The 25997-nt window shown below is 68.7% G+C and carries 21 protein-coding genes and 1 pseudogene; 12 read left to right on the top strand and 10 right to left on the bottom strand.

The features are described from left to right. The first annotated feature begins 106 nt into the window (after positions 1 to 106). The 7 genes from AC57B8_RS30280 to AC57B8_RS30250 all read left to right on the top strand — a co-directional run bounded on the left by AC57B8_RS30280 (position 107) and on the right by AC57B8_RS30250 (position 7100). Complete coding sequence (locus AC57B8_RS30280; protein ID WP_062470617.1) at positions 107 to 1291, top strand: ABC transporter substrate-binding protein; 1185 nt, start codon at positions 107 to 109, stop codon at positions 1289 to 1291. A gap of 330 nt (positions 1292 to 1621) precedes the next feature. Further along, entirely contained in the window at positions 1622 to 2494 is an 873-nt protein-coding gene (locus AC57B8_RS30275) for a branched-chain amino acid ABC transporter permease (RefSeq protein WP_056582994.1), read from the top strand. 1 nt (position 2495) lies between these two features. Then, on the top strand, positions 2496 to 3482 hold the full coding sequence (locus AC57B8_RS30270) for a branched-chain amino acid ABC transporter permease (protein ID WP_496481605.1): 987 nt from the start codon (positions 2496 to 2498) through the stop codon (positions 3480 to 3482). After that, a complete protein-coding gene (locus AC57B8_RS30265; protein ID WP_496481604.1) occupies positions 3479 to 4240 on the top strand; it encodes an ABC transporter ATP-binding protein in 762 nt (253 codons plus the stop codon). Before AC57B8_RS30270 ends, AC57B8_RS30265 begins: the two co-directional genes overlap by 4 nt. Further along, positions 4233 to 4940 carry an ABC transporter ATP-binding protein gene (locus AC57B8_RS30260; RefSeq protein ID WP_095950659.1) on the top strand — a complete coding sequence of 236 codons (708 nt, stop codon included), beginning with the start codon at positions 4233 to 4235 and terminating at the stop codon, positions 4938 to 4940. The genes AC57B8_RS30265 and AC57B8_RS30260 overlap by 8 nt, the downstream gene beginning before the upstream one ends. A gap of 38 nt (positions 4941 to 4978) precedes the next feature. Continuing rightward, positions 4979 to 6682 carry a tannase/feruloyl esterase family alpha/beta hydrolase gene (locus AC57B8_RS30255; protein ID WP_496481603.1) on the top strand — a complete coding sequence of 568 codons (1704 nt, stop codon included), beginning with the start codon at positions 4979 to 4981 and terminating at the stop codon, positions 6680 to 6682. 118 nt (positions 6683 to 6800) lie between these two features. Next, positions 6801 to 7100: a putative quinol monooxygenase gene (locus tag AC57B8_RS30250; RefSeq protein ID WP_307586012.1), complete on the top strand. Its 300-nt coding sequence runs from the start codon at positions 6801 to 6803 to the stop codon at positions 7098 to 7100. 9 nt (positions 7101 to 7109) lie between these two features. Here the strand turns inward: AC57B8_RS30250 and AC57B8_RS30245 are convergent, their stop codons facing one another. The 5 genes and pseudogenes from AC57B8_RS30245 to AC57B8_RS30225 all read right to left on the bottom strand — a co-directional run bounded on the left by AC57B8_RS30245 (position 7110) and on the right by AC57B8_RS30225 (position 13757). Then, positions 7110 to 9482 (bottom strand): TonB-dependent siderophore receptor, encoded by a 2373-nt coding sequence (locus tag AC57B8_RS30245; RefSeq protein ID WP_496481602.1) that lies wholly within the window; start codon positions 9480 to 9482, stop codon positions 7110 to 7112. Positions 9483 to 9635: 153 nt separating this feature from the next. Continuing rightward, a complete protein-coding gene (locus AC57B8_RS30240; protein ID WP_496481601.1) occupies positions 9636 to 10973 on the bottom strand; it encodes a sigma-70 family RNA polymerase sigma factor in 1338 nt (445 codons plus the stop codon). 130 nt (positions 10974 to 11103) lie between these two features. After that, positions 11104 to 11832, bottom strand: a complete 729-nt coding sequence (locus tag AC57B8_RS30235) for a DsbA family protein (RefSeq protein WP_496481600.1) — start codon at positions 11830 to 11832, stop codon at positions 11104 to 11106. Continuing rightward, positions 11826 to 12719: pseudogene (locus AC57B8_RS30230) on the bottom strand (MBL fold metallo-hydrolase); the annotation flags it as partial. The gene AC57B8_RS30235 and the pseudogene AC57B8_RS30230, both read right to left, overlap by 7 nt. Positions 12720 to 12839: 120 nt before the next feature. Further along, positions 12840 to 13757: a LysR family transcriptional regulator gene (locus AC57B8_RS30225; RefSeq protein WP_487849267.1), complete on the bottom strand. Its 918-nt coding sequence runs from the start codon at positions 13755 to 13757 to the stop codon at positions 12840 to 12842. Positions 13758 to 13857: 100 nt separating this feature from the next. Here AC57B8_RS30225 and AC57B8_RS30220 point away from each other — a divergent pair, with 100 nt between their 5' ends. Genes AC57B8_RS30220 through AC57B8_RS30210 form a run of 3 tightly spaced genes read left to right on the top strand, consistent with a single transcriptional unit; the run spans position 13858 to position 17039 of the window. Continuing rightward, positions 13858 to 14805, top strand: a complete 948-nt coding sequence (locus tag AC57B8_RS30220; RefSeq protein WP_496481599.1) for a hydroxymethylglutaryl-CoA lyase — start codon at positions 13858 to 13860, stop codon at positions 14803 to 14805. After that, positions 14802 to 16001, top strand: coding sequence for a CaiB/BaiF CoA transferase family protein (locus AC57B8_RS30215; RefSeq protein WP_496481598.1), 1200 nt, complete (start codon positions 14802 to 14804; stop codon positions 15999 to 16001). Before AC57B8_RS30220 ends, AC57B8_RS30215 begins: the two co-directional genes overlap by 4 nt. Before the next feature lie 39 nt (positions 16002 to 16040). Continuing rightward, a complete protein-coding gene (locus AC57B8_RS30210; protein ID WP_095950667.1) occupies positions 16041 to 17039 on the top strand; it encodes a Bug family tripartite tricarboxylate transporter substrate binding protein in 999 nt (332 codons plus the stop codon). A gap of 49 nt (positions 17040 to 17088) precedes the next feature. On the opposite strand, the gene AC57B8_RS30205 is transcribed toward AC57B8_RS30210, so the two are convergent. The 3 genes from AC57B8_RS30205 to rpoD all read right to left on the bottom strand — a co-directional run bounded on the left by AC57B8_RS30205 (position 17089) and on the right by rpoD (position 21776). Then, entirely contained in the window at positions 17089 to 18216 is a 1128-nt protein-coding gene (locus AC57B8_RS30205) for an HPP family protein (protein ID WP_496481597.1), read from the bottom strand. A gap of 12 nt (positions 18217 to 18228) precedes the next feature. Further along, positions 18229 to 19467, bottom strand: coding sequence for a multidrug effflux MFS transporter (locus AC57B8_RS30200; protein WP_354347233.1), 1239 nt, complete (start codon positions 19465 to 19467; stop codon positions 18229 to 18231). A 104-nt stretch (positions 19468 to 19571) separates the two neighbouring features. Beyond that, the gene (rpoD, locus tag AC57B8_RS30195; protein WP_254668039.1) at positions 19572 to 21776 is read right to left on the bottom strand and encodes an RNA polymerase sigma factor RpoD; all 2205 of its coding nucleotides are present in this window, start codon (positions 21774 to 21776) and stop codon (positions 19572 to 19574) included. On the opposite strand from rpoD, the gene AC57B8_RS30190 reads away from it, so the two are divergent. Next, positions 21769 to 22050, top strand: coding sequence for a hypothetical protein (locus AC57B8_RS30190; RefSeq protein WP_254668038.1), 282 nt, complete (start codon positions 21769 to 21771; stop codon positions 22048 to 22050). The two genes, rpoD and AC57B8_RS30190, sit on opposite strands and share 8 nt — an antisense overlap. Positions 22051 to 22231: 181 nt before the next feature. Here the strand turns inward: AC57B8_RS30190 and dnaG are convergent, their stop codons facing one another. Next, the gene (dnaG, locus tag AC57B8_RS30185) at positions 22232 to 24259 is read right to left on the bottom strand and encodes a DNA primase (RefSeq protein WP_139705421.1); all 2028 of its coding nucleotides are present in this window, start codon (positions 24257 to 24259) and stop codon (positions 22232 to 22234) included. A gap of 74 nt (positions 24260 to 24333) precedes the next feature. On the opposite strand from dnaG, the gene AC57B8_RS30180 reads away from it, so the two are divergent. Continuing rightward, positions 24334 to 25281 (top strand): YihY/virulence factor BrkB family protein, encoded by a 948-nt coding sequence (locus AC57B8_RS30180; protein ID WP_496481596.1) that lies wholly within the window; start codon positions 24334 to 24336, stop codon positions 25279 to 25281. Here the strand turns inward: AC57B8_RS30180 and AC57B8_RS30175 are convergent. Then, complete coding sequence (locus AC57B8_RS30175; protein WP_307694236.1) at positions 25229 to 25987, bottom strand: 3-hydroxyacyl-CoA dehydrogenase; 759 nt, start codon at positions 25985 to 25987, stop codon at positions 25229 to 25231. The genes AC57B8_RS30180 and AC57B8_RS30175 overlap by 53 nt on opposite strands. Positions 25988 to 25997 lie beyond the last annotated feature (10 nt).

Below are 25997 nucleotides of genomic sequence, written 5' to 3'. Positions count from 1 at the left end.
AAAGTCCCGTGCGGCGGGTGGGTAGGTGGTTGCCTGCTCCGTCAATTGTTGCGAATTGTTCAAAATACGCCCGGTTTCGCGTTCCGTCCCTCAAAGGAAAAATTCCATGCAAAGACGCCATCTCATCCAGACCGCCGGCCTTTCGGCGATTGCGCTCGCCACCGCACTGTCGCTGCCTGTGGCCAGCGCCCAGGACAACAAGTTCAAGATCGGCCTGATCCTGCCGATGACGGGGCAGTCGGCCTCCACCGGCCGCCAGATCGAGGCTGCCGCGCGCCTGTACATGGCACAGAACGGCGACACCGTGGCCGGCAAGAAGGTCGAGCTGATCGTGAAGGACGACACCGGCCTGCCCGACGTGACCAAGCGCCTGGCGCAGGAGCTCATCGTCAACGACAAGGTCAACGTGATCGCCGGCTTCGGCATCACGCCGGCCGCGCTGGCCGCCGCGCCGCTGGCCACGCAGTCGAAGACGCCGCAGGTCGTGATGGCCGCCGCCACCTCGAGCATCACCGAGGCCTCGCCCTACATCGTGCGCAGCAGCTTCACGCTGCCGCAGGTGTCGGTCGTGATGGGCGACTGGGCGCCGAAGAACGGCGTGAAGTCGGTGGTCACGCTGGTCACCGACTACGGCCCGGGCAACGACGCCGAGAAGTTCTTCAGCGACCGCTTCCAGCTCAACGGCGGCAAGGTGCTCGAGAAGCTGCGCGTGCCGCTGCGCAACCCCGACTTCGCGCCGTTCCTGCAGAAGGTGCGCGACGCCAAGCCCGACGCGCTGTTCGTCTTCGTGCCCTCGGGCGCGGGCGCGGCGGTGATGAAGCAGTTCCTGGAGCGCGGCATGGACAAGGCCGGCATCAAGATGATCGCCACCGGCGACGTGACCGACGACGATCAGTTGAACGACATGGGCGACGGCGCGCTGGGCGTGGTCACCTCGCACCACTACTCGGCCGCGCACCCCTCGGCGCTGAACAAGAAGTTCGTCGAGGCCTTCCAGAAGGCCAACCCGAAGATGCGCCCCAACTTCATGGCCGTGGGCGGATATGACGGCATGCGCGTGATCTACGAAGCCCTCAAGACCACCAAGGGCCAGGGCGGCGGCGAAGCGCTGCTGGCCGCCATGAAGGGCCAGGTCTTCGAAAGCCCGCGCGGCCAGGTGCTGATCGACGCGCAGACGCGCGACATCGTGCAGGACGTGTACCTGCGCAAGGTCGAGAAGAAGGACGGGCAACTCTACAACGTCGAGTTCGACGTGTTGAAGGGCGTGAAGGACCCGGGTAAAGCCAAGTAATTTCGCTTCGCCGGTGGGAGCGCTGCTGTTCAGGGCGACGCTCCCGCCGACGGGGTGCCTTGCTCCGCGAATGTCCCCCGGCCTTCGGCCTCCTCCTTGATTTCGCTGCGCAAGGCACCCCATCGACGTGAGCGGGTGCAGAGCCGTTGTTGATCGGCCAGCACCCCGACAGCGCCCCTCGGGCTCAGGGCACTGGGTGCTTCCCGCAGCGAAATCAAGGAGGAGGGGCGAAGCCCCGGGGGACATTCGCGGAGGGAAGTACCCGGTGGCCTGTGCACGCACCCCGAATAGCAGCATTCTGAACGACCGCACCAGACCCAGACAACCGACATGCTGACCATTCTTTTCGACGGCATCGCCTACGGCATGCTGCTCTTCGTCCTCGCCGTGGGGCTGGCCGTGACGCTCGGGCTGATGAACTTCATCAACCTCGCGCACGGTGCCTTCGCCATGGCGGGCGGCTACCTCACCGTGTTCGCGATGCAGAAGTTCGGCGTGCCGTTCCTGGCCTGCCTGCCGCTCGCGTTCATCGTCGTCGCGTTGGCCGGCGCGCTGCTGGAGCGCACGCTCTACCGGCCGATGTACGGCAAGCCGCACCTGGACCAGGTGCTGTTCTCCATCGGCCTGGCGTTCATGGCCGTCGCGGCCGTCGACTACTTCGTCGGCTCGTCGCAGCAGAACCTGCAGCTGCCCGAATGGCTGCGCGGGCGCAGCGAATTCGGAGACGGCGCGTTCCTGCTGGGCATGGGCCACTACCGCATCTTCATCATCGCCGTGTGCGCCGTGCTCACCGTGGTGCTGCAGCTCATCCTCTCGAAGACGCGCTTCGGCAGCCGCCTGCGCGCCGCCGTCGACGACCCGCGCGTGGCCGCCGGGCTGGGCATCAACGTCAACATCGTGTTCCTGCTGACCTTCGCCGTGGGCTCGGGCCTGGCCGGGCTGGGCGGTGCGCTGGGCGCGGAAATCCTCGGGCTCGATCCGACGTTTCCGCTCAAGTACATGATCTATTTCCTCATCGTCGTCTCGGTCGGCGGCACCTCGTCGATCACCGGGCCGCTCGCCGCCGCGCTGCTGCTCGGCATTGCCGACGTGGCCGGCAAGTACTTCATTCCGAAGATGGGCGCGTTCACCGTCTACCTGCTCATGATCCTGATCCTCATGTGGCGGCCCCAAGGCCTGTTCACCCGCAAGGGAGGCCGTTGAGATGAGCGCGCCTGCCTATGAATCGGCCCTGCTGCGCACCGCGCGCTGGCGGCCTTGGGAGTTCGTGGTCTGGGCCGTGGCTTTCGCGCTGCCGCTGGCCATGCCCTCGCACTCGCTGCTGGTCAACGAGATCGCCATCGTCGCCCTGTTCGCGATGTCGCTCGACCTGATCCTCGGCTACACAGGCATCGTGTCGCTCGGCCATGCGGCCTTCTTCGGCTTCGGCGCGTACGCCGCCGCGCTGTTCGCCAAGCTCGTCATGCCCGACCCGACCGTCGGCCTCGTGTTCGCCACCTTGCTGTCGGCCGTGCTCGGCCTCGTGGCCAGCGTGACCATCCTGCGCGGCAGCGACCTCACGCGGCTCATGGTCACGCTGGGCACCGCGCTGCTGCTGCTCGAACTGGCCAACAAGCTCGACTGGCTCACCGGCGGCGCCGATGGCCTGCAGGGCGTGGTCATGGGGCCGGTGCTCGGCCTCTTCGAATTCGACCTGTATGGCCGCACGGCCGCCTGGTACTCGCTGGCCGTGATGCTCGTGCTGTTCCTCGTGATGCGCCGCATCGTGCATTCGCCCTTCGGCGCCACGCTCAAGGCCATCCGCGACAACCGGCTGCGCGCCATGGCCATCGGCATCCCGGTGGTGTCGCGGCTCGCCGTGGTCTACACCGTGGCCGCCGGCATCGCGGGCGCCGCGGGCGCGCTGCTGGCGCAGACCACCGGCTTCGCCTCGCTCGACGTGCTGGCCTTCGACCGCTCGGCCGACGTGCTGCTGATGCTGGTCATCGGCGGCGTGGGCTGGCTCTACGGCGGCGTGGCGGGCGCCATCGTCTTCAAGCTGCTGCAGACCTGGCTGTCGTCGGTGACGCCGCAGTACTGGATGTTCTGGATCGGCCTCATCCTCGTGCTGCTGGTGCTCGTGGGACGCGACCGCCTGCTCAAGCCGTGGACCTGGTTCGGCACTGCAAAGAAGAAGGGCGGTGCGGCATGAGCGACACCGTGCTCTCGACCCAAGGCCTCGTGATGCGCTTCGGCGGCATCACGGCCACGAACAACGTCACGATGGAACTGAAGCGCGGCGCGCGCCATGCGCTGATCGGCCCGAACGGCGCCGGCAAGACCACGCTGATCAACCTGCTGACGGGCGTGCTCACGCCCACCGAAGGCCGCATCTCGCTGCTCGGCGAAGACATCACCACGCTCGCGCCGCACAAGCGCGTGGCGCGCGGGCTGGTGCGCACCTTCCAGATCAACCAGCTCTTCGACTCGATGACGCCGCTGGAAACGCTGGCGCTCGTGGTGTCGCAGCACAAGGGCATCGGCGCGCAATGGTGGCGCCCGCTGGGTGCGGACAAGCGCATCGCCGAGCGGGCCGGGCAACTGCTGGAGCAGTTCCACCTCGCCGACGTCGCGCAGCAGCAGACCAAATTCATGGCCTACGGCAAGCGCCGCCTGCTGGAGATCGCGATCGCGCTGGCCTGTGAGCCGCGCGTGCTGCTGCTCGACGAGCCCGTGGCGGGCGTGCCCGCTGGCGAGCGCGAAGAGCTGCTGCAGACCGTGGCCGCGCTGCCGGCCGACGTGTCGGTGCTGCTCATCGAGCACGACATGGACCTGGTGTTCAGCTTCGCCGACCGCATGACCGTGCTGGTCAACGGTGCGCTGCTGACCGAGGGCGACCCCGAGACGATCGCCAACGACCCGAAGGTCAAAGAGGTCTACCTGGGCCACGGAGAACATGCCCATGTCTGAACTGCTGCGCATCGAGAACCTGAGCGCCGGCTACGGCGAGGCCGTGGTGCTGCACGACGTGGCCTTCACGCTCGGCGAGGGCCAGACGCTCGCGCTGCTGGGCCGCAACGGCACGGGCAAGACCACGCTCATCAACACGCTGGCCGGCGCCACGCGCCAGCACGGCGGCACCATCGCGCTCGGCGGGCAGGCGGCGCTGCACAAGCTGCAGCCGCACCAGCGCGCGGCGGCCGGCATCGGCTGGGTGCCGCAGGAGCGCAACATCTTCAAGTCGCTCACGGTGCACGAGAACCTCACGGCCGTGGAGCGCCCGGGCCAGTGGAACCCGCAGCGCGTGTACGAGATGTTCCCGCGCCTGGCCGAGCGCAAGACCAACCTGGGCACCCAGCTCTCGGGCGGCGAGCAGCAGATGCTGGCCGTGGGCCGCGCGCTGGTGCTCAACCCGAAGCTGCTGCTGCTCGACGAGCCGCTCGAAGGCCTGGCGCCGATCATCGTGGAAGAGCTGCTGCGCGCCATCCGCCGCATCACGCAGGGCGAAGGGCTGGCCGCGATCATCGTGGAGCAGCACCCGCAGGCGATCCTCGCGATTTCCGACCAGGCCGTGGTGCTCGACCACGGGACCATCGTGCATGCCGACACCGCGGCGGCGCTGCGCGCGCAGCCGGAGGTGCTCGACCGGCTGCTGGGCGTGGCGCGGTAGCGGCGGCCGATCACAAAAAACAACCAGGAGACAGACAGATGGCGATCCCCCAGACAGTGTTCAGCGGGGGCGCCATGCTGGCGACCGCCGCCTTGCTCGCCGCATGCGGCACGGCCCCGACCGGCCCCACGCGGCTCGGCCTCGGCGCCGATCCGGCCCAGGCCTGCGCGGCGCTCACCGCGCCGGTGGCGCCCACTGCCATCGGCCTGCCCAGCGGCGCGGCGACGATCGACTCCGCAGCGCTCGTGCCGGCGTCTGCATTGGCCGTGGCCGAGCGCGGCCCCAGCCCTGCGTCGCGCATCACGCCGGCGATGCCCGCGTACTGCAAGGTGCTCGGGCGCATCGCACCGGTCGACGCGAGCGCGCCGCCGATCCTGTTCCAGGTCAACCTGCCGCTCGCATGGAATGGGCGCAGCGTGCAGTACGGCGGCGGAGGCTTCAACGGCACGCTGATCACCGGCCTGGCGCTGGTGCCTGCCGCGCGCTTCGACCTGCCCACGCCGCTGGCGCAGGGCTACGTGACCTACGGCACCGACTCGGGCCACCAGAACGTGCAGGGCCAGCCGCCGCAGGCCTTTGCGCTCAACGACGAGGCGCTCGTGAACTTCGCGCATGCCTCGTACAAGAAGGTGCGCGACGTGGCGGTGGCGCTGACGCAGCGCGCCTACGGCCACGCACCGCAGAAGCTCTACTTCATGGGCAGCTCCGAAGGCGGGCGCGAGGCGCTCACGATGGCGCAGCGCTATCCGCAGGACTTCGACGGCATCTTCAGCCGCGTGCCGGTGATCAACTGGACGGGGCTGCAGCATGCGGGCACGCGCAACGGCATCGCCACCTTCGGTGAAGGCTGGCTGCGGCCCGCGCAGGTGCAGCTGGTGCACAACGCCGTGCTCGCGTCGTGCGACGCGACGGACGGCGTGGCCGACCGCATCGTGTCGAACCCGGTGGCCTGCCTGCAGCGCTTCGACCCGGCCACCCTGCGCTGCGCAGCGGGCACGAGCGGCGACAACTGCCTCAACGACGCGCAGGTGCAGGCGGTGCGCACGCTGCGCTCGCCGTGGCGCTCGCCCGTGCCGCTGGCGCATGGCGTCACCGAGTACCCGGGCTGGGGCATCGGCGGCGAAGGCACGCCGGCCTTCGCCTCGATGGGCGGCTGGAACGCCTGGTGGACCGGCACCGCCGCGCCGACCGTGCCGCCGCAGCCGAGCAACGGCATCGCGTGGTTCTACGGCAGCGGGGCGCTGCAGTATTTCTACGCGCGCAATCCGTCGCTCGACGTGCGCAACTACCGCGCCGAAGACTTTGCCGTGCGCATCGCCACCGTGTCGCAGCTGATGGACTCGACCAACCCCGACCTGAGCGCCTTCCATGCGCGCGGCGGCAAGCTGCTGGTGCTGGAGCACATGGCCGACTACGCGCAGAGCCCGTTCGCGGGCATCCGCTACTACGAGTCGGTGGTGGCACGCATGGGCCGCGAGAACGTGGACCGCTTCATGCGCCTGTACACCGCGCCCGGTGTCGACCATGTGGGCAGCGGCGCACCGGCCAACGTCGACATGCTCGGCGCGCTGGCCGACTGGGTCGAGCGCGGACGTGCGCCGACCGGGCTGCAATTGCTTGAACAGGAAGTGCAGCCGCCGTTCAAGACGACCCGCGCGCGTCCGCTGTGCGAGTGGCCGCTGTGGCCGCGTTATGTGAGTGGCGATGCGTCGCAGGCGGCGAGCTTCCAGTGCAGCCGGTAGCGCTCGCTTGAAGCGGTCGCGATCTTCAAGGGGCGGTTGAAGGAGTTTCGGGGCGAGGGGGCTTTTTCATGTGCGGGTGTCGCCGCAGACTGCAGGCATCCGAACTTCACAACGACCCATGAGCACCACGCCCCTCATCAGCATCGCCGTCCTGAAGGCCAAGACCGGCCAGCGCGAGGCGCTGCGCGACGCCTTGAGCGCGCTGGTGGCGCCCACACGGCAAGAGCCCGGCTGCCTCGACTACACCTTGTTCGAACTGCGCGACGAGCCCGGCAGCTTCTACATGCGCGAGTCGTTCCAGGACCAGGCCGCGCTGGATGCGCACTTCGCCACGTCGCATTTCCAGGCCTTCGAAAAGCGATTCGACGCGCTGCTGGACGCGCCGATCCGGCTGGTGTTCCTGGAGAAGGTCGCCTAGGCGCCGGCCTCAGAACTGGTACTTCGCGCTCGCGACCACCGCGCGATCGCTGCCGGGGTAGTACTTGCTGTACGCGCGCGATGCAGCGTACTGGCGGTTGGCCAGGTTCGTGGCGCTCAGGGCGAAGCGCCAGGGCCCGCGCTTGTAGTGCACCGTGGCGTCGAGCAGCGCGACGCCGCCTTCGGACGAGGTGTTGCCCACGTCGTTCCAGCGCTTGCCGATGTAGCGCACGCCGCCGCCGAAGCCGAAGCCGTTGGCCATCGTGTAGTCGAGCCAGAGCGAGGCCGTGTTGCGGGGCACCTGGATCGGTGTCTTGCCGCGCTCGGTCTCGTTGGCGCTCTCGCGCACCTTGGTGTCGAGCCAGGTGTAGGAGGCCGTGAGGTTCAGGTCGCGTGCCAGCTCGGCCTTGGCTTCGAGTTCGAGCCCGCGTGAGCGGATGCGGCCGATCTGGCGCGCCTCGAAGGTGTTCTGGTCGTAGGTCACCACGTTGGATTTGCGCAGGTCGAACACGGCCGCGGTGAACAGCGCGCGCGTGCCCTCGGGCTGGAACTTGACGCCGGCCTCCACCTGCTTGCCACGGCTCGGCCGGAACGGCGTGCTGTTCAGGTCGACGCCGCTGGTCGGCATGAAGGATTCGGCGTAGCTCAGGTACGGTGCCCAGCCGTTGCCGACGAGGTAGCTCAGGGCCGCACGGCCGCTGAACTTGTCGTCGGTCTGTGTCGTGCGCTCGCCCTTCAGCCGATCGTAGGTGGCGGACTTGACGTGGTCCTGCCGTCCACCGAGCGTGAGCAGCCAGTGGGGGCCGAACTTGATCTGGTCCTGTGCATACACGCCGAGCTGCTCGGTAGTCTGCGTGAAGTTGCTGTCGGGCCGGAACGGCTCCGCCACCGGCAGGCCGTTGACGGGAAAGCGCAGGTCCAGGCTCGGCGCCGGCCCCGAGAACTGCTTGGCCGTGTACCGGACGCGCGACCAGTCGACGCCGAACAGCAGCGTGTGCTCGACGTCGCCGGTGCGCACGCGGCCCTGCAGCTGCGTGTCGGCGGTCCATTGGTTGACCCACTCGGGGGCGAAACGCGCGGTTCGCCGCAGCGTGTAGCCGTCGGGCGCGAGGTTGACGACCACGTGGTGCTTGTCGGTGTCGAAGCTGAAGTAGCGCGTGTTCTGGCGCACTGTCCAGTCGTCGTTGATGTGGTGCTCGAACAGGTAGCCGAGCGACGATTGCTGCTGCTTGATCCGGCTGTAGTTCGGTTCGCCCTGGATGAGCCCGGTGTCGCGCCCCTTCGCGTCGGTCACGTTGAAGGTGTCGTCGCTGGCATCGCTCTTCAGGAACTCGCCGAGCAGGGTGAACGAGGTGGCGGCCGACGGCTGCCAGCGCAGCGAGGGCGCGAGGTAGCTGCGCTTCACTTCGGCGGGCGCGCCGTTGGGATAGCGCTGCTGGCTGTTGCTGTCCAGCTCGACGCCCACGAGGCGGTAGCTCAGCGTGTCGCTCAGGGCGCCGCCCAGGTCCACGGCCAGCTGCTTGCGCTGGAAGCTGCCGTACTGCACTTCGATCTCGCGCGTGGGCGTGCTGCTCGGCATCTTGCTGACGCGGTTGACGATGCCGCCCGCATCGCCCAGCCCGAACATCACCGACGACGGGCCGCGCAGCACCTCGACGCGCTCGACGCCGTAGGGCTCGGTCAGCGAGTAGGCGGGCAGCAGCAGGCCGTCGCGGTACATGGCGTTGCCTGCGGTGGCGTCGAAGCCGCGCAGCAGCAGCCAGTCGATGCCGCGTGCGTCGTAGCCCCAGTTGCCGGCGACCACGCCCGGTGCGTAGCGCACGGCTTCCATCACGGTCTGCACGCCGCGCGCTTCGAGTTCTTCGCGGCCGATGACGGAGATCGACTGCGGCACTTCGAGGATCGGCGTGTCGGTCTTGGTGGCGCTCTGGCTGCGCCGGGCGACATAGCCCGGCACCGGGCCCAGGCTGGTTTCGAGTTCGGCGGTGGCGCTCACGGTCACGGCCGGCAGGGTGGCACCGACGGCACTTGGCGCTTTCTCGATCACCAGCGTGCTGCCCGCTACGCGGCCGGCCAGCCCGCTGCCTTGGAGCAGTTGCGCGGCGGCGGCCTGCACGCTGAGGCTGGCCTGCACCGGGCGGCCCTGCAGGCCCTGCAGCAGGCCCGGCGCCGCCAGCAGCTGCACGCCGGCCTGGCGCGCAAGCTGGTTCAGCGCCTGGTCCAGCGGCTGGGCGGGGATCGAGAAGGCGATGGCTGCGCCGGCGGCGGGCGGTGTCGCGCTCTGGGCCCAGGCGGTCTGGCTGGCTTGAGCGACCAGGCACAGCACGGCCGCCGCGATCAGGTGGCGCCGGCCGGCGGGGAGAAGAAGGTGGCGGGAGGGCATGCGGTTCTCTCGGTTCAGGTCGGGGTCATGAAAATTCCGGGACGTCCGCAGGGCGGTTGTTCCGGGCTCCATGGACTGATACGACCGAGCGAGCGCAATCCCTCAAGCAGATCGCAAGAAAGACAAGGCAAGGCCAGCGGGCGGATGCCGGCGTCAGGAGATCGGGCGGCGCTCGATGACCAGGGCGCGTTCCGCCCCGTCGTCTTCGCGCACCCGCACCGGCAGGCTGTTGGGCAGCAGGCGCAGCCAGGTGCCCGCTTCGGCAATGCGCACGCGCCCGAACACCGGGAGTTGCGCGGCCTCGGGCGCCACGCGCAGGGGGCGCGGGCTGTAGCGCGCCAGGCGCTCCACCACCTCGCCGAGCGGCTGGTGATGAAAGTCGAGCCAGCCGTCGCGCCACGGGGCCACGGCGCTGTTCACAGCGTTCGCGGCCGGTTGGGCCGCAGACAGCTGCAGCGCCGTGTCGATGAAGGCGCGGTCGCCCGCGCCGAGCACGCGCGCGTCGCCGCTCGCGCTGCGCACCCGCACCTGGCCCGATTCCACCGCGACGCGCACGCCGCCGTCCTGCAGCGCAACCTCGAAGCGCGTGCCCAGCACCGTGATCTCGTGGCCCAGCGCGCTGACGATGAAGGGGCGCGCCTCGTCGCGCGCCACGTCGAAGAAGGCGCTGCCGGCCAGCAGCCGCACGGTACGGCGCGTGGCGAAGTACTGGACCTCGGCGCGGCTCGCGGCGTCGAGCGTGAGACGGCTGCCGTCGGGCAGCGCCTGCGCCTGGATGCGTCCGATGGCGGTCGCCAGGGTGGCGCTGTAGCCGGGCATCCACTGGCGCCAGGCCTGCCAGAGCGCGGCGCTGCCGACGCTGAGGCCGCCCAAGCTGAGCAGGGCCGACAGCGCGCGGCGCCGCCCGGTGCGCGCCGGTGCCACGTCGCCGCGCCAGCGGTGCAGCGCGGCCTCGACGCTGTCGAGCGCCCGCATCACCTCGCGCTCCACGGTCTTGATCGACACGCCGTGGCGGCGCGCCAGTTCGGCATGGCAGGCGCCGTCGAGCCGGTCGGCCAGGAAGATGTCGCGGCTGCGCGGCGGCAGGGCCCGCAACGCGGCATCCACCGCGTCGAGTGCCTGCCGGTGGGCGACGCCGTCGGCCACGTCCCGTGTGCTGTGGTGGTCGTGTCCCGTCGTCAGCCCGGTGTCGAGGTCGACGGGGGCGGGGCTGAAGCGCTCCGCGCTGCGCTGGCGGCGGCGCAGGTGGTCGATGGCGAGGTTCTCGGCCACGGTGTAAACGTAGGCGCGCACGGCGGCCTCGGGCGGGGCGGGGTCGGCGGTGGTGTCGTCCCGCGCTTGCGCACGTTCGGCCAGCCGGACCCAGGTGTCGTGCGCCAGCTCCCGCGCCTCGTGCGGGCTGCCGGTGCGGCGCGCGATGAAGCGCACCAGTTCCTGGTAGCTGTCCTGGAAGGCTTTCAGCAGCGGGCTGGAGGAGAGTTGGGCGGACATGGGCTGGGGTGTGGCGCGCGAATCGCAGGAGAATTATTGTCGAGAATAGTTCTCATTTGATGGCGGCATACCCGAATCGGCCCCGTTCTGTGGCGAACGGGGCCATCGCCGGCCCAGACCGGCGATGCGGCTAGATCGCGCAGCCGTCAGGGCCGCAGGCTTGCGGCGCTGCGGCTGCAGATGGCGCCGGCACGACGAAGGCGGCGAGCTGCGCCTTCCAGTCGTCCGCACGCCCCAGCCACGGCCCGATGTCGATGCGCCCCGCGCTGCCGTCGGCCTGCGCCAGCACGAAAGTCGGAAAGCCCTGGCCGCCCGCGCGCTGCAGCAGGTCGCGGCTCGCGGCGATGTGCCGCGCGGTGGCGTCGCCCGTGTGCTGCGCGAAGGCCGCAGCGAAGTCTTCGGCGTCGAAGCCGAGTTCGACCGCCAGTTCGGCGAGCACGCCGGCCTCCGCGATGCGCCGGCCCTCGACATAGTGGGCCTGCTGCACGCGGTGCGCCATGTCCAGCCCGCCGCCCGCACGCAGCGATTCGGCCGCGAGGATGGCGGTGATCGGCGGTTCGGAGTCCATCACCGCGCCGGTGTCGCGCAGCAGGCCTTCGAAGTAGGCCTCGCCAAAGGGCTGGCCCGTGAGTTCGGCGATGCGCCTGTCGTGCGGGATCACGTAGTCGCGCCACTGCGGCGTGATGGGGCGGCGGTTGGCGCCGGTCATCATGCCGCCGGCGTGGAGTTCGACGCGCAGGCCCGGCACGGTGCGCGCGGCCTCGACCAGCGGCGCGGCGGCGTAGCACCAGCCGCACAGCGGATCGAAGATGCAGTGCAGCGTGGCGGAGTCGCTGTTGTTGCTGGTTACTGCGGCCACTTCATTTCTCCCTTGATGACCTTGGCGCCCAGTTCGAGCGACGAGGCGTCCTCGAGCTTCGGGTAGCGCTGCTTCATGGCGGCGATCAGCGCAGCCGAGTCCTTGGCTTTCGTTGCTTCGGTCTCGAAGGCCTTCAGGTAGTCGCGCGTGAACTTCACCGAGGCCACGGTGTAGGGCGCCGAGCCGTCGGCGTTGGACAGGTAGTGGCCGGGCACCACGGTCTTGGGGTGCAGCGCGGCGATGCGGTCGAGGGTCTTGAGCCAGTCGCGGCGCGACTGCACCGTCTGCGTGTCGGCCACCCAGACGTGGATGTTGGCCGACACCGGAATGCCGCCGACCACCGCCTTCAGCGAGGGAATCCAGGCGAACGTGCGCGCGGGCGAGGGGCCGTCCAGGCCGACGACCTGGATCTTCTTGCCTTCGAGCGTCAGGCTGTCGCCGGCCAGCGGCTCGGGCACGACCAGCGCCTGGGGCGCGTTGTCCTTGAGGATCGGGCCCCAGTGCGCGAGCTTGCCGTCCTTCGAGGCCTGGATGGCGGCCACGGTCTGCGGCGTGGCGACGATCTTGGCGTCGGGGAAGGCGGCGCGGATCACGTCCAGGCCGAAGTAGTAGTCGGGGTCGCTGTGGCTGATGTAGACCGTGGTCAGCTTCTTGCCGCTGTCCTTGATCTTCTGCACCAGCGCCTGCGCGTCGTTGCGCTGGAACTGGGCGTCGACCAGCACGGCGTCGGTGGCGCCGGCGACCAGCACCGACGACACGGGGAACATCGACTTCGTGCCGGGGTTGTAGACGTCGATCTTCAGCGGCTGGGCCGCCTGGGCGGCGAACGGGGCCAGGGCGAATGCGGCGGACAGGGCGGCGGCGGCAACGAGGGTTCTGCGGAACATGGCGGTGTCTTTCGGTCGATGAGGTTGAGGGTGACAGCGTGAACAGACCGAATGTTAGGTTGCGCGAAACGAAACAAAAACCACCGCCAGCACAATGGATCGTTTCGGTTATCGGACGAATCAGGCGGCTTCCGCGCGGTCCGTGGCGCACCGCTCGAGGTGCGCGACCAGCAGCTGCGCCGAGGGCGACAGCGCCGCCTCGCTGCGAAAGCAGATCGCGAAACGCCGGCGCGCCCAGTCGTCCGTGAGCGGCATCAGCCGCAGCCCGAAGGCCTCGGTGAAGGGTCGGGCGACTTCCGCCGGCACCACGCTGATGGCCAGCCCGGCGCGCACCACGCGCAGCGCCGCATCGAAGTTGGACACCAGCACGCGGTACACGAGCGGCTTGCCGGCCACGGCCGCTTCGCGCGCCAGCATCAACTGCACGGCGCTGAGCGCGGGCATGCCGACGAATTCGTGGTCGAGCACCTGCTCGAAGCGCACCGCGTCGTGGCGGGCCACGGGGTGCGACGGGTGGGCCACGATGGCCAGGTGGTCCGAGCGGTAGTCGCGCCGCTCCAGCCCGTCGAGGTCGGCCGCGTCCCAGCACAGGCCGATGGACGCGATGCCCTCGCGGATGCCGCGCACGATCTCGGGGCTCACGCGCTCTTCCATGTCGACGCGGATGTTGCGGTGCGCCGGGTCTTGCAGAAAGCCCGCCACGTCCTCGGCCAGCGACTCGGCCATGACCGAGGCCGACGCCAGGATGCGCACATGCCCGCGCGCGCCGCCCGCGTAGGCGGCCATGTCGCGCTCGATGCGGGTGGCGCTGCCGAGCATGGCGCGCGCGTGTTCGAGCAGCGTTTCGCCGGCCGGCGTGGGCACCACGCCGCGGCGCTTGCGCAGCAGCAGCGGCGTGCCGACCGTGTCTTCGAGCTGGGCCAGGCGCTTGCTGATGGCCGAGCCGACGATGTTGGCCTGCTCGCCCGCGCGCGCGATGCTGCGGCTGTCGCAGACGGCGACGAACAGGCGCAGGGTGGTCAGGTCGAGGTCTCTCATGAAGTTCCAATCTGGAAGTAAACGGCTTCCAAAATATACCTTCAGGACTGAATCGGAACTTCTACGATCGGCGTCATTCCCTCACGACGGAGACACGCTCTTGATTCACGCCTTCCTGCCGCCGCGCGCGGTCGTCCGCGAAGTGGGCCTGCGCGACGGCCTGCAAAGCATTGCCCGCGTGCTGCCCACGGCGCACAAGCTCGAATGGATTCGCGACGCGCACGCGGCCGGCCAGCGCGAGATCGAAGTCGGCTCGTTCGTACCGGCGCACCTGCTGCCGCAGCTGGCCGACACGGCCGAGCTGCTGGCGTATGCGAAGACGCTGCCGGGCCTTTTCGCCTCGGTGCTCGTGCCCAACCTCAAGGGCGCCGAGCGCGCCATCGCCGGTGAAGCCGACCTGATGATGGTGCCGCTGTCGGCCAGCCACGCGCACAGCCTGGCCAACCTGCGCAAGACGCCGGACGAGGTGGTGACCGAGGTCGGCCGCATCCGCGCGGCGCGCGACGCGGCGGGCTCGAAGACGCTGATCGACAGCGGCGTCGGCACGGCCTTCGGCTGCACGCTGCAGGGCCATGTCGACCCCGACGAAGTGCTGCGCCTGATGCAGGCGCTGCTCGATGCCGGCGCCGACCGCGTGAGCCTGGCCGACACGGTGGGCTACGCCGATCCGGCCATGGTGCGCAGCCTGTTCGAGCGCGCACTGCGCATCGCGGGCGACCGCCTGTGGTGCGGGCATTTCCACGACACGCGCGGGCTGGGCCTGGCCAATGTCTACGCCGCGCTGGAGGTCGGCATCACGCGCTTCGACGCCTGCCTGGCCGGCATCGGCGGCTGTCCGCATGCACCGGGCGCGAGCGGCAATGTCGACACCGAAGACCTCGTCTTCATGCTCGAGAGCATGGGCGTGCAGACGGGTGTCGATCTGCCGAAGCTGCTCGATCTGAGGAAGCGCGTGGCCGGCTGGCTCGACGGCGAGACGCTGCAGGGCACGGTGTGGCGCGCGGGCTTTCCGAAGACCTTTGCACCGGCGGAAGGCGTCGCCGCATGAGCACCGAAGCCAAACGCCTGCCGCTCGCCGGCATCCGCGTGGTCGAGTTCACGCACATGGTCATGGGGCCGACCTGCGGCATGGTGCTGGCCGACCTGGGCGCCGAGGTCATCAAGGTCGAGCCCATCGACGGCGACCGCACGCGGCATCTGCTGGGCGCGGGCGCGGGCTTCTTCCCGATGTTCAACCGCAACAAGAAGAGCATCGCGCTCGACCTGCGCCATCCGCAGGGGCTCGAGGCCGCGCTGCGCCTGTGCGCCACCGCCGACGTGGTGGCGCAGAACTTCCGCCCCGGCACGATGGACAAGTACGGCCTGGGCTACGCCGCGCTGGGCAAGCTCAATCCGCGCCTCGTGTACGTGAACCACACGGGCTTCCTGCCCGGCCCCTACGAGCACCGCACCGCGCTCGACGAGGTGGTGCAGATGATGGGCGGGCTCGCGTACATGACCGGGCGCCCCGGCGATCCGCTGCGCGCGGGCACGAGCGTGAACGACATCATGGGCGGCATGTTCGGCGCCATCGGCGCCATCGCCGCGCTGATGCAGCGCGCCGAAACCGGCCGGGGGCAGGAGGTGCAGTCGGCGCTGTTCGAGAACAACGTGTTCCTCGTCGGCCAGCACATGCTGCAGTACGCGATCACCGGGCAGGCGGCCGCGCCGATGCCCGAGCGCATCTCGGCCTGGGCGCTGTACGACGTGTTCACCGTGAAGGACGGCGAGCAGATCTTCCTGGCGGCCGTGAGCGACGCGCAGTGGAAGACCTTCTGCGATGCACTGGGCTTCGACGACCTGAAGGCCGACGCCACGCTGCAGACCAACAACGACCGCGTGCGCCTGCGCCCGACCTTGCTGGCCGCGTTGCGCACGCGCCTGGCCGACCGTTCGGCCGCCGAGCTGTCGGCGATCTTCGAGGCGCGCGGCCTGCCGTTCGCGCCGATCACGCGGCCCGAAGACCTGTATACCGATCCGCACCTGCAGGCCACCGGCGGCCTCGCGGACATCCGCCTGCCCGATGGCGAGCGGGCCGGCGAGATGGCGCAGACGACGCTGTTCCCGATCACGCTGGGCGGCGAGCGGCTGGGCGTGCGCCTGCATCCGCCGACGCTGGGCGAGCACACGCGTGCGCTGCTGGCCGAGCTGGGCTACGCGCACGAGCAGGTCGAGGCGCTGCATGCCGAAGCGGCCGTGGCCTGATCCTTCAAGCACCGACAAAGACAAAGAGAGACAAGACCCATGAGCCCGATTCCGTTTTCCTCTTCTTCATTCAACCGCCGCGCGCTGCTCGGCCTGGGGGCGTCGGCGGTCGTGCTGTCGGCCGCCCGCCCGGTGTTCGCGCAGGGCGGCGACAAGCCCGTGCGCTTCATCCTGCCGATCAGCGCGGGCTCGGGCGTGGACGCCATTGCGCGCGCCGCCTCGGTTGCGCTCGGCAAGGCGCTGGGCCAGCCGGTGGTGATCGAGAACCTGCCGGGCGCCGGCGGCATCACCGGCACCTCGGCCGTGATCAAGGCGCCGCCCGACGGGTTCACGCTCGGCATGGTGTCGAACAACCACGTGATCAATCCGAGCGTGTTCAAGAAGATGCCCTTCGACGCCATCGCCGACATCACGCCCATCAGCGTGGTGGGCGCGACGCCGCTGGTGCTGGCCGTGAACCCGAAGCTGCCGGCGAAGAACGTGAAGGAGCTGGTGGCGTTGCTGCGCGCGAAACCCGAGGGCTACAACTACGCCTCGTCGGGCAACGGCACCATCATCCACCTCGCGGGCGAGATGTTCATGGACGAGGCCGGCGTGAAGGCGCGGCACATTCCGTACAAGGGCACGGGGCCGATGGTGACCGACATGATCGCGGGGCAGGTCGAGATGGGCGTGGTCGCGCTGCCGGCGGTGCAGCCGCATCTCAAGAGCGGCGCACTGCGCGCCATCGGCCTGTGCGGCCCGGCGCGTTCGCCGGCCGCGCCCGAGATTGCGACGATCGCGGAGCAGGGGCTGCCGAACTACGCGGTCGAAGGCTGGTTCGCGGTGATCGGCCCGCCGAAGATGCAGCCGGCCGACGTCAAGCGCGTGCACGAGGCCATCGTGGCCGCCTTTGCCGCGCCCGAGGTGCGCGAGGCGATGGACAAGCAGGGCAACATCGTCAAGCCCACGTCGCCCGAGCAGGCCGCGAGCTACTTCCGCAGCGAGGCTGCGCGCTATGCGGCGCTGGTGAAGAAGGCGAACGTGGTGCTGGAGTGAAGGTCTTGCGCCTTCCCCTTCGCGAGAAGGGGAAGGCAACGTGCGGGCCCTACGCCGGACTCACCGCGCGGTACAGCGCCCGCACGAAATCCGACTGCGTGATCATCCCCGTCAGCCGCTTCTCTTCATCGATGATCGGAATGTGGTGGTGGCCGCCTTCGGAGAACAGCGGCACCAGCTCGACCACCGGCCGGTCGGCGCTGGCCACGCGCACCTGGCGCGTCATGATCTGGCCGACCACCTCGGGCTTGTTCGACATCACCGTGCGCGTGGCGCGGATCAGGTCGCGCAGCCGGCCGGCGATGCCGTCGTGGTGCTGCAGGTCGAGCTGGCGGAAGAAGTCGGCCTGCGTGACGATGCCGACCACGCGGCGCGTGCGGTCGGTCACCGGGAGCGCCTTGATGCGGTGCTGGTGCATCAGCGTCCAGGCTTCCTGCAGCGGCGTGCCGAACTCCACCGAGATCGGCGTGCGCGACATGATGTCGGCGCAGTGCAGCGTGCCCAGGCGGCGCTTGTACGACTCGAGCTCGGTCTGCTGGATCAGCGACTCGAGGTCGTCGCGGCTGATGTCGAGCACCTGGTTGTAGCGCGCCAGCACGGCGTCGATGTCGGCCTGGCTGAAGCGCGCGTCGGGCGAGGGCGGGCGCGCCACCTGCACGTGCGGATAGCGCCGCCCCGTGAGCGTGTTGTAGGCCACGCCAGCCAGCACCAGCAGCAGCGAGTTCACGAGCACCGGGAACAGCGCCGCCGAGAAATCGGTGGTGTGCGTGAGCACCGCCAGCAGCGCCGCCGCGCCGCCGGGCGGGTGCAGGCAGCGCGTGAAGAACATCAGGCCGATGGCCAGCGCCACGGCCACGGCGGCAGCCACGGCGGTGTCGGGAATCCAGCTGGCGCAGGCGATGCCCACCAGCGTCGACAGCGTGTTGCCGCCGATCACCGACCAGGGCTGCGCCAGCGGACTGGCGGGCACGGCAAACACCAGCACGGCGGTGGCGCCCATCGGTGCGACCAGCCACACCGCATGCTCGAGCGGGACGGCCAGCCAGCGGCACAGCAGGCCGGTGATCAGCAGCCCGATGCCTGCGCCGCCCACGGCGCGCAGGCGCTCGCGCGCGTTGACGTTGGAAGGGCCCGGGAGCCAGGCGCGCAGATGAGTCCACAGTGCGGCGAATCGCATCCCCCGTCCCCCTCAGGCTTCTTCGTGCGCCACCCGACGCCCGATGTCGGGCCAGCGGTGGTGCAGCCAGACCCAGGCGACCAGCCCGATCGTGAGCATCAGCGCGGAGGTGAGGGCCAGTGCCAGCGTGGAGTGCATCACCAGCGGCGCCACCGCGCCGGCCACGACGCCGTTGGCGGTGGAGCCGATCACGGCCTGCAATGACGAGGCCATGCCGCGGCGCTCGGGGTGCAGGTCGAGCACGAGCAGCGTGACCACCGGCACCATCAGCGCCCAGCCGAAGGCGAACACCGCCAGCGGCCACACGGCCCAGGCCACATGCGCCTGGAAGAAGATGTTGGCCACCACGTTGACCACCGAGGTGACCATCATGATCAGGAAGCCGTCGCGGATCTGCCGCTTGGGCGCCACCTTGCCGGCCATGCGGCCGCTGGCGCGCGCGCCGAGCATGATGCCGCCGATGGTCAGCAGGAAGAACCAGAAGAACTGCTGCGGTTGCAGCGCGAGGTGGTCGCCCAGGAACGCGGGCGCGGCCAGCACGTAGAGGAACATGCCGTTGAAGGGCACGCCGCTCGCGAAGGCCAGCAAGAGAAAGCGCGGGTCGGAGCACAGGTCGCGGTAGCCGCGCATCAGGTGGCGCACCTGGAAGGGCTGGCGGTGGTCCTTGTGCAGCGTCTCGGGCAGCAGCTTGTAGTTGGCGACGAACAGCGCCACGCCCACGGCCACGAGGAACCAGAAGATCGAGTGCCAGCCCGCGTGCACGAACAGGAAGCCGCCCACGATGGGCGCGATGGCCGGCGCGACGCCGAAGTAGATCGTGACCTGGCTCATCACCCGCTGCGCCTCGGCCGGCGGGAACATGTCGCGGATGACGGCGCGCGACACCACGATGCCGGCACCGGTCGACAGGCCCTGCAGGCCGCGGAACAGCACCAGCTGCGTGATGTTCTGAGACAGCGCGCAACCCAGCGAGGCCAGCGTGAACACCGCCAGCCCCCACAGCACCACGGGCCGGCGCCCGAAGCTGTCCGACAGCGCGCCGTGGAACAGGTTCATGAAGGCAAAGCCGAACAGGTAGGCCGACAGCGTCTGCTGCATCTCGGCCGGCGTGGCGCCAATCGATTTCGCGATGCCCGAGAAAGCCGGGATGTAGGTGTCGATGGAGAAGGGCCCGAGCATGCCCAGCACGGCGAGCAGCACGGCAAGCGCCCAGCGCGGGGCCTGCCAGAGTTTGTCTGCGTCGGGATTCATGGAAAGGCGGCTCCGTTGTACTTGTCGTGTGTCGGTGGAAAAACGAGAACGCCCGCCGCCCGGGTGAGGGGCAAGGCGGGCGCTTGGGCTTCAGCGAACCTGGATTACAGGGTGTCGATGAAGCTGCGCAGCTTGTCGGAACGCGACGGGTGCTTCAGCTTGCGCAGCGCCTTGGCTTCGATCTGGCGGATGCGCTCGCGGGTCACGTCGAACTGCTTGCCGACTTCTTCCAGCGTGTGGTCGGTCGACATTTCGATGCCGAAGCGCATGCGCAGCACCTTGGCTTCGCGCGGCGTGAGGGAGTCGAGGATGTCCTTGACCACGTCGCGCAGGCCAGCTTGCATGGCGGCCTCGATGGGAGCCGTGTTGCTGCTGTCCTCGATGAAGTCGCCCAGGTGCGAATCGTCGTCGTCGCCGATGGGGGTTTCCATCGAGATCGGCTCTTTCGCGATCTTCATGATCTTGCGGATCTTGTCTTCCGGAATCTCCATCTTGGCGGCCAGGATGCCGGCGTCGGGCTCGAAGCCGAACTCCTGCAAGTGCTGGCGCGAGATGCGGTTCATCTTGTTGATCGTCTCGATCATGTGCACCGGGATGCGGATGGTGCGCGCCTGGTCGGCGATCGAGCGGGTGATGGCCTGGCGGATCCACCACGTCGCGTAGGTCGAGAACTTGTAGCCGCGACGGTATTCGAACTTGTCGACCGCCTTCATCAGGCCGATATTGCCTTCCTGGATCAGGTCCAGGAACTGCAGGCCGCGGTTGGTGTACTTCTTGGCGATGGAGATCACGAGGCGCAGGTTGGCCTCGATCATTTCCTTCTTGGCATCGCGCGAGGACGATTCGCCCTCGTTCATGCGCTTGTTGATGTCCTTGAGCTCGGTCAGCGGCACCACCACGCGCGACTGGATGTCGGTGAGCTTCTGCTGCAGTTCCTGCACCGGCGGGATGTTGCGCGCGAGCACGGCGCTCCAGGGCTTGCCGGCCGCGGCCTGCTTCTCGACCCACTTGAGGTTCAGCAGGTTGGAGGCGATGCGATTGCCGTTCTTGTCGAAGCCGCTGAAGTCGCGGATGAACTCGTCCTGCGGGAAGCCGCACTTGTCCACGATGATGCGGCGCAGTTCGCGTTCCTTCTTGCGCACGTCGTCCACCTGCGTGCGCACCAGGTCGCACAGCTTCTCGATGGTCTTGGCCGTGAAGCGGATGGTCATCAGCTCGTCGGACACGGCCTGCTGGGCCTTGGTGTACGCGGGCGTGCCGTAGCCTTCCTTCTCGTAGATCTTGTGGATCTTCTCGAACATTTCGGCGATGCGGTCGAAGCGCGAGAGGGCTTCGTTCTTGAGTTCTTCGAGCTTCTTGGTCAGGGCCTTGGAGCCGCCCTTGCCGTCATCGTCGTCTTCCTCGTCGAATTCGTCGAAGTCTTCTTCGGCCACGTAGTCGTCGGCCTCGTTGGGGTTCGAGAAGCCGTCCACGATGGTCGAGATGACGACCTTGCCTTCACGGATGGTCGCGGCCATTTCGAGGATCGCGGCGATGGTGGCGGGGGAGGCCGAAATGGCTTCCATCATGGCCATCAGGCCGCCTTCGATGCGCTTGGCGATTTCGATTTCGCCTTCGCGCGTCAGCAGCTCGACCGTGCCCATTTCGCGCATGTACATGCGAACCGGGTCGGTGGTGCGGCCGAATTCGCTGTCCACCGTGGACAGGGCCGCTTCGGCTTCTTCCTCGGCTTCTTCCACCGTGGTGGCGGTGGGCGCGGTGTTGTTCAGCAGCAGGGTTTCGGCGTCGGGCGTCTGCTCGTACACCGCCACGCCCATGTCGTTGAGCATGGTGACCACGACTTCCATGGTCTCGGCGTCGACCAGCTTGTCGGGCAGGTGGTCGGAGATTTCGCCGTGCGTGAGGTAGCCGCGGGTCTTGCCCAGCGTGATCAGGGTCTTCAGGCGCGAGCGGCGCTTGGCCAGGTCTTCTTCGGAGAGCACGGTCTCGTCGAGGCCGAACTCCTTCATCAAGGCGCGTTCCTTCGCCTTGCTGATCTTCATGCGCAGCGGCTTGACCTTCTCTTCGGTGGTCGCGACGGCCGCGGGCTCGTCACCGGCCAGGTCTTCCTCGATGTCCGACAGGTCGATGTCGCTCTCGCCGGCTTCCTTGGCGGCCTTGGGCTTGCGCCCGCGCTTGGCGCCGGTGGCGGGCGCGGCGGCAGCGCCGGCGGCCTTGGGCGGACGGCCAACTTTCTTGGCGGCGGGGGCAGCCGTGGCAGTGGCCGCGGCTTTTTTTGGATCGTCGAGAGAGGTCGATTTCGTGGGCACGGTTTTCACTTTCGTTGCGGCTGCCGTTTTGGACGCGGCGGCAGCCGTCTTGGTTGCCGGTTTGGCACCGGCTTTCAGCGGTTTCTCTGCTGCGGGCTTGGTGGCGACGCTTTTGACGCTTTTGGCAAGTGAAGGAGCAGGCTTCTTTGAACTGGGCATACGACCTCGTTACGACAAGAAAAGACAAGCGGGATCACAGGCGCGCTGTCACGCGGACAGCACCACCATGCCCGTGCACAGGCACGGACAAAACAATTGGGAAACGAGGAATTAATTCCTCACCAGGCAAGATGTCGGGCGAACATTTGGTGTGCAGTCCTTGCGGTTATTGACCCTTTCCGCCGGAATTTACCGTTGGAGTGCGTTGCGCTAGGGGTCGGCCCGGAGGTGCTGCTGTCGCTCTTGCCTAATTTCGCCAGTTGCGAAGCCCTACATTATAGCCTGTTGCGCAAATTTCAAGCAGTATCTGTCCCCGATGCGCGAATGCGGTCTCGCAATTCGAGCCGGCGGGCTTCCAGTGCCTTGTAGCGTTCCAGGGCTTTCGGGTCTTTTCCAACCGAAGCGATGGCCTCGCTCTGCTGGGCCTTCAGGCGGTCGTCGAGCATGAAGTCGAGCACGCTCCCCAGCTCCTTGGCGGCCTCGGCCAGGTGCTGTTCTTCCTCGCCCTCGGGCACCGGCCCGGCCTCGGAAACGCTCATGAGGCGCTCGGCCAGCGGCGCGAAATCGAGCCCGCGCAGGCCTTCACGCAGCGCCGCCCAGGGTTGCACGCCGTGCTCGTGCAGCTGGCTGTCCAGCCAGGTGAAGAGGGCGCCGTGCTCGCCCGGCAGGTCGCACAGCATCACGTGCAGCTCGTGCGACAGCGCCTCCCACTGCGCCATGTTCGACAGCACCAATCGCACCGCCACGTCGGGCCGGCTCGGCGGCTTGCCGCGTCCACGCAGCGGCTCGATGGGTTCCTCGAACTTGCCGCCCCAGCGCTTGCCCTTGGTGAACTTGCGCGGCTGGAACTTGGGTTTGCTCTCGTTTTCGTAGCGCGGCGGCTCGTAGTCCTGCGTCGGCGGCATGTCCGGGTAGTAGTCGCCGGGGTCGTTGCCGTAGCTGTCGGGTTCGCTGTGGCGCTGTGGCGCCTGGGACGGTGCGCCGGCGCCCTTGCGCGGGCCGGGCGCGGCCGTGGCCCACAGGTCGGACAGCGCCGCGGCGTCGAGCTGGACCAGCGTGGCGATCTCACTGAGCAGCTGCCGCTTGAGCGCGCCGTCGGGCATGGCGCTCCAGAGCGGACGCACGTTGCTGGTCATGTGGGCGCGGCCCTCGGCGGAGCTCAGGTCGCAGCCTTCGCGGGCGGCCTCGAGCATGAAGCGCGACAGCGGCGTGGCCTCGGCCACGAAGCCCGCGAAGGCCTCGGCGCCGTGCGCGCGGATGTAGCTGTCGGGGTCGTGCTCGGCCGGCAGGAACAGGAACTTGATGCTGCGCGTGTCGGTGGCGTAGGGCAGGGCGCCGTCGAGCGCCTTGCGCGCGGCGCGGCGCCCGGCGGCGTCGCCGTCGAAGCTGAACACCACCGATTCGGTGAAGCGGAAGAGCTTCTGCACATGCTCGGTGGTGCAGGCCGTGCCCAGCGTGGCCACCGCGTTCGGAAAGCCGAGCTGGGCCAGCGCCACCACGTCCATGTAGCCCTCGGTGACGAGCGCGTAGCCGCGGTCGCGGAAGGCGGCGCGCGCCTCGTACAGGCCGTAGAGTTCGCGGCCCTTGCTGAAGACGGGCGTCTCGGGCGAGTTCAGGTACTTGGGTTTTTCGTCGCCGAGCACGCGCCCGCCGAAGCCGATGCACTCGCCCTTGACGTTGCGGATCGGGAACATCACGCGGTCGCGGAAACGGTCGTAGCGCTTGGCCTCCTCGTCGCTGAGCTTGCCTTCCTCGTTGTTGACGATCACCAGCCCGCTCTCGGCGAGCAGCGGATCGTCGTAGTCGGGGAACACGCTGGCCAGCGCGCGCCAGCCGGCCGGCGCATAGCCGATGCCGAACTGCTTGGCGATCTCGCCCGACACGCCGCGGCCCTTGAGGTAGTCGATGGCGCCGGGCGCCTGGCGCAGCGCCTTGCGGTAGGCGTCGCCGGCTTTCTCGAGCACGTCGGTCAGCGTGGCCTGCTTCTGGCGCTGGCTGGCGGCGCGGGCGCGCTCGGCCGGCGAGACGTCGTCCTCGGGCACCTGCAGGCCGTACTGGCCGGCCAGGTCGTGCACGGCCTCGACGAAGCCCATGCCCGCATGTTCCATGAGGAAGCCGATGGCGTTGCCGTGCACGCCGCAACCGAAGCAGTGATAGAACTGCTTGGTCGGGCTGACCGAGAACGAGGGCGACTTCTCGCCGTGGAAGGGGCACAGCCCCATGAAATTGGCGCCGGCCTTCTTGAGCTGGACGTAGCGGCCGACGATTTCGACCACATCGGCGCGCGCGATGAGTTCCTGGATGAATGAAGCGGGGATGGTCATGGCTGCGGGGAGCGGCAAATCATACGCAAGCGCACGGGCGGCATACTGAACCCCGCCGCAAATCCACATCACGCATGAAGACGCCACTGCCTTTGCAACACGCCGCGCCGCTGCTGCGCCATCCGCTGCGCTTCGTCTGGGGCGCGCTCAAGGACTTTCGCGCCAACCAGGGCCTGCTGCTGGCGGGGGCGGTGGCCTACTACGCGCTGCTGTCCATCGTGCCGCTGCTGATCGTGAGCGTGATGGCGCTGTCGCACGTGATCGACCAGGCCGAGCTGCTGCGCACCATCGGGCGCTACCTCGAATGGCTGCTGCCGGGGCAGTCGAAAGCGATCGTGACCGAGCTGTCGAGCTTCCTGGACCACCGCTCGGTGCTCGGGCCGGTGCTGCTGGTGACGATGATCTTCTTCAGCTCGCTGGCGTTCAGCGTGCTCGAAAGCGCGATGGCGGTGATCTTTCACCACCGCAAGGACGATCACAAGCGCCACTTCCTGGTGTCGGTGGCGATGCCCTACCTCTACATCCTGAGCCTGTGCGCGGGGCTGCTGCTGGTCACGCTGGTGTCGGGGGCGCTGCAGCTGGTGGGGCAGGAAAGCGTCGACCTGCTGGGGCGCAGCTGGTCGCTGTCGGGCATTTCGGGCCTGCTGCTGTACCTGCTGGGGCTGGGCGGCGAGATCTTCATGCTGACGTCGCTCTACCTCGTGATGCCGGCCGGGCGCATGTCGCTGCGGCATGCGCTGCTGGGCGGCGTCACGGCCGCGCTGCTGTGGGAGGCCACGCGGCGCGTGCTGATCTGGTATTTCTCGACGCTGTCGCAGGTGAACATCGTCTACGGCTCGCTCACCACGGCGATCGTGGTGCTGCTGAGCCTGGAAATCGCCGCCATGCTGGTGCTGCTCGGGGCCCAGGTGATCGCGAACTACGAGCGCCTGGATCGCACCGGCAGCACGAAGCTGCCGGCGTCCGAGATCAGCGAGGGGCCAATCGAATCGCTCCGTCCAGACGAATCACCTCGCCGTTGAGCATGTCGTTCTCGATGATGTGCTTGGCCAGCTTGGCGTAGTCCTCGGGCGTGCCCAGGCGCGACGGGAAGGGCACGCTGGCGGCCAGCGCGTCCTGCACTTCCTGGGGCATGCCGAACAGCATGGGCGTGCCGAAGATGCCGGGGGCGATGGTCATGTTGCGGATGCCGCTGCGCGCGAGGTCGCGGGCGATGGGCAGGGTCATGCCGACCACGCCGCCCTTCGAGGCGCTGTAGGCGGCCTGGCCGATCTGGCCGTCGTAGGCCGCGACCGAGGCGGTCGAGATCAGCACGCCGCGCTCGCCGGTGGCTTCGGGCTCGTTCTTGCCCATGGCGTCGGCCGCCAGGCGGATCATGTTGAAGCTGCCGATCAGGTTGACCGTGACGGTCTTGCTGAACACGGCCAGCGCGTGCGGGCCGTTCTTGCCCACGGTCTTCTCGGCCGGTGCGATGCCGGCGCAGTTGACCAGGCCCATCAGCTTGCCGAGCTTGAGCGCGGCGGCCACGGCGGCCTGGCCGTCGGCTTCCTGGCTCACGTCGCACTTGACGAACACGCCACCGATCTCGCGGGCGACGGCTTCGCCCTTGTCAGCCTGCATGTCGGCGATCACCACCTTGGCGCCGTTGGCGGCCAGCATGCGCGCCGTGCCTTCGCCGAGGCCCGAAGCGCCACCGGTCACGATAAAAACTTTGCCGTCGATCTGCATTGAGAGTCTC

Source organism: Variovorax sp. BGA-UO-ETr-C22 (assembly GCF_059567965.1).
Note: the sequence above shows the minus strand (reverse complement) of the source record. Positions and strands in the feature narration are given on the sequence as shown.

Excerpts from the sequence above, each read along its gene's own strand:
- AC57B8_RS30265 (WP_496481604.1), top strand. The coding sequence starts at position 3,479 with ATGAGCGACACCGTGCTCTCGACCCAAGGCCTCGTGATGCGCTTCGGC.
- AC57B8_RS30215 (WP_496481598.1), top strand. The coding sequence starts at position 14,802 with ATGAGCACCGAAGCCAAACGCCTGCCGCTCGCCGGCATCCGCGTGGTC.
- AC57B8_RS30180 (WP_496481596.1), top strand. The coding sequence starts at position 24,334 with ATGAAGACGCCACTGCCTTTGCAACACGCCGCGCCGCTGCTGCGCCAT.
- AC57B8_RS30240 (WP_496481601.1), bottom strand. The coding sequence starts at position 10,973 with ATGTCCGCCCAACTCTCCTCCAGCCCGCTGCTGAAAGCCTTCCAGGAC.
- AC57B8_RS30280 (WP_062470617.1), top strand. The coding sequence starts at position 107 with ATGCAAAGACGCCATCTCATCCAGACCGCCGGCCTTTCGGCGATTGCG.
- AC57B8_RS30270 (WP_496481605.1), top strand. The coding sequence starts at position 2,496 with ATGAGCGCGCCTGCCTATGAATCGGCCCTGCTGCGCACCGCGCGCTGG.
- AC57B8_RS30205 (WP_496481597.1), bottom strand. The coding sequence starts at position 18,216 with ATGCGATTCGCCGCACTGTGGACTCATCTGCGCGCCTGGCTCCCGGGC.
- AC57B8_RS30275 (WP_056582994.1), top strand. The coding sequence starts at position 1,622 with ATGCTGACCATTCTTTTCGACGGCATCGCCTACGGCATGCTGCTCTTC.
- dnaG (WP_139705421.1), bottom strand. The coding sequence starts at position 24,259 with ATGACCATCCCCGCTTCATTCATCCAGGAACTCATCGCGCGCGCCGAT.
- AC57B8_RS30255 (WP_496481603.1), top strand. The coding sequence starts at position 4,979 with ATGGCGATCCCCCAGACAGTGTTCAGCGGGGGCGCCATGCTGGCGACC.
- AC57B8_RS30210 (WP_095950667.1), top strand. The coding sequence starts at position 16,041 with ATGAGCCCGATTCCGTTTTCCTCTTCTTCATTCAACCGCCGCGCGCTG.
- AC57B8_RS30175 (WP_307694236.1), bottom strand. The coding sequence starts at position 25,987 with ATGCAGATCGACGGCAAAGTTTTTATCGTGACCGGTGGCGCTTCGGGC.
- AC57B8_RS30225 (WP_487849267.1), bottom strand. The coding sequence starts at position 13,757 with ATGAGAGACCTCGACCTGACCACCCTGCGCCTGTTCGTCGCCGTCTGC.
- AC57B8_RS30260 (WP_095950659.1), top strand. The coding sequence starts at position 4,233 with ATGTCTGAACTGCTGCGCATCGAGAACCTGAGCGCCGGCTACGGCGAG.
- AC57B8_RS30250 (WP_307586012.1), top strand. The coding sequence starts at position 6,801 with ATGAGCACCACGCCCCTCATCAGCATCGCCGTCCTGAAGGCCAAGACC.
- AC57B8_RS30200 (WP_354347233.1), bottom strand. The coding sequence starts at position 19,467 with ATGAATCCCGACGCAGACAAACTCTGGCAGGCCCCGCGCTGGGCGCTT.
- AC57B8_RS30245 (WP_496481602.1), bottom strand. The coding sequence starts at position 9,482 with ATGCCCTCCCGCCACCTTCTTCTCCCCGCCGGCCGGCGCCACCTGATC.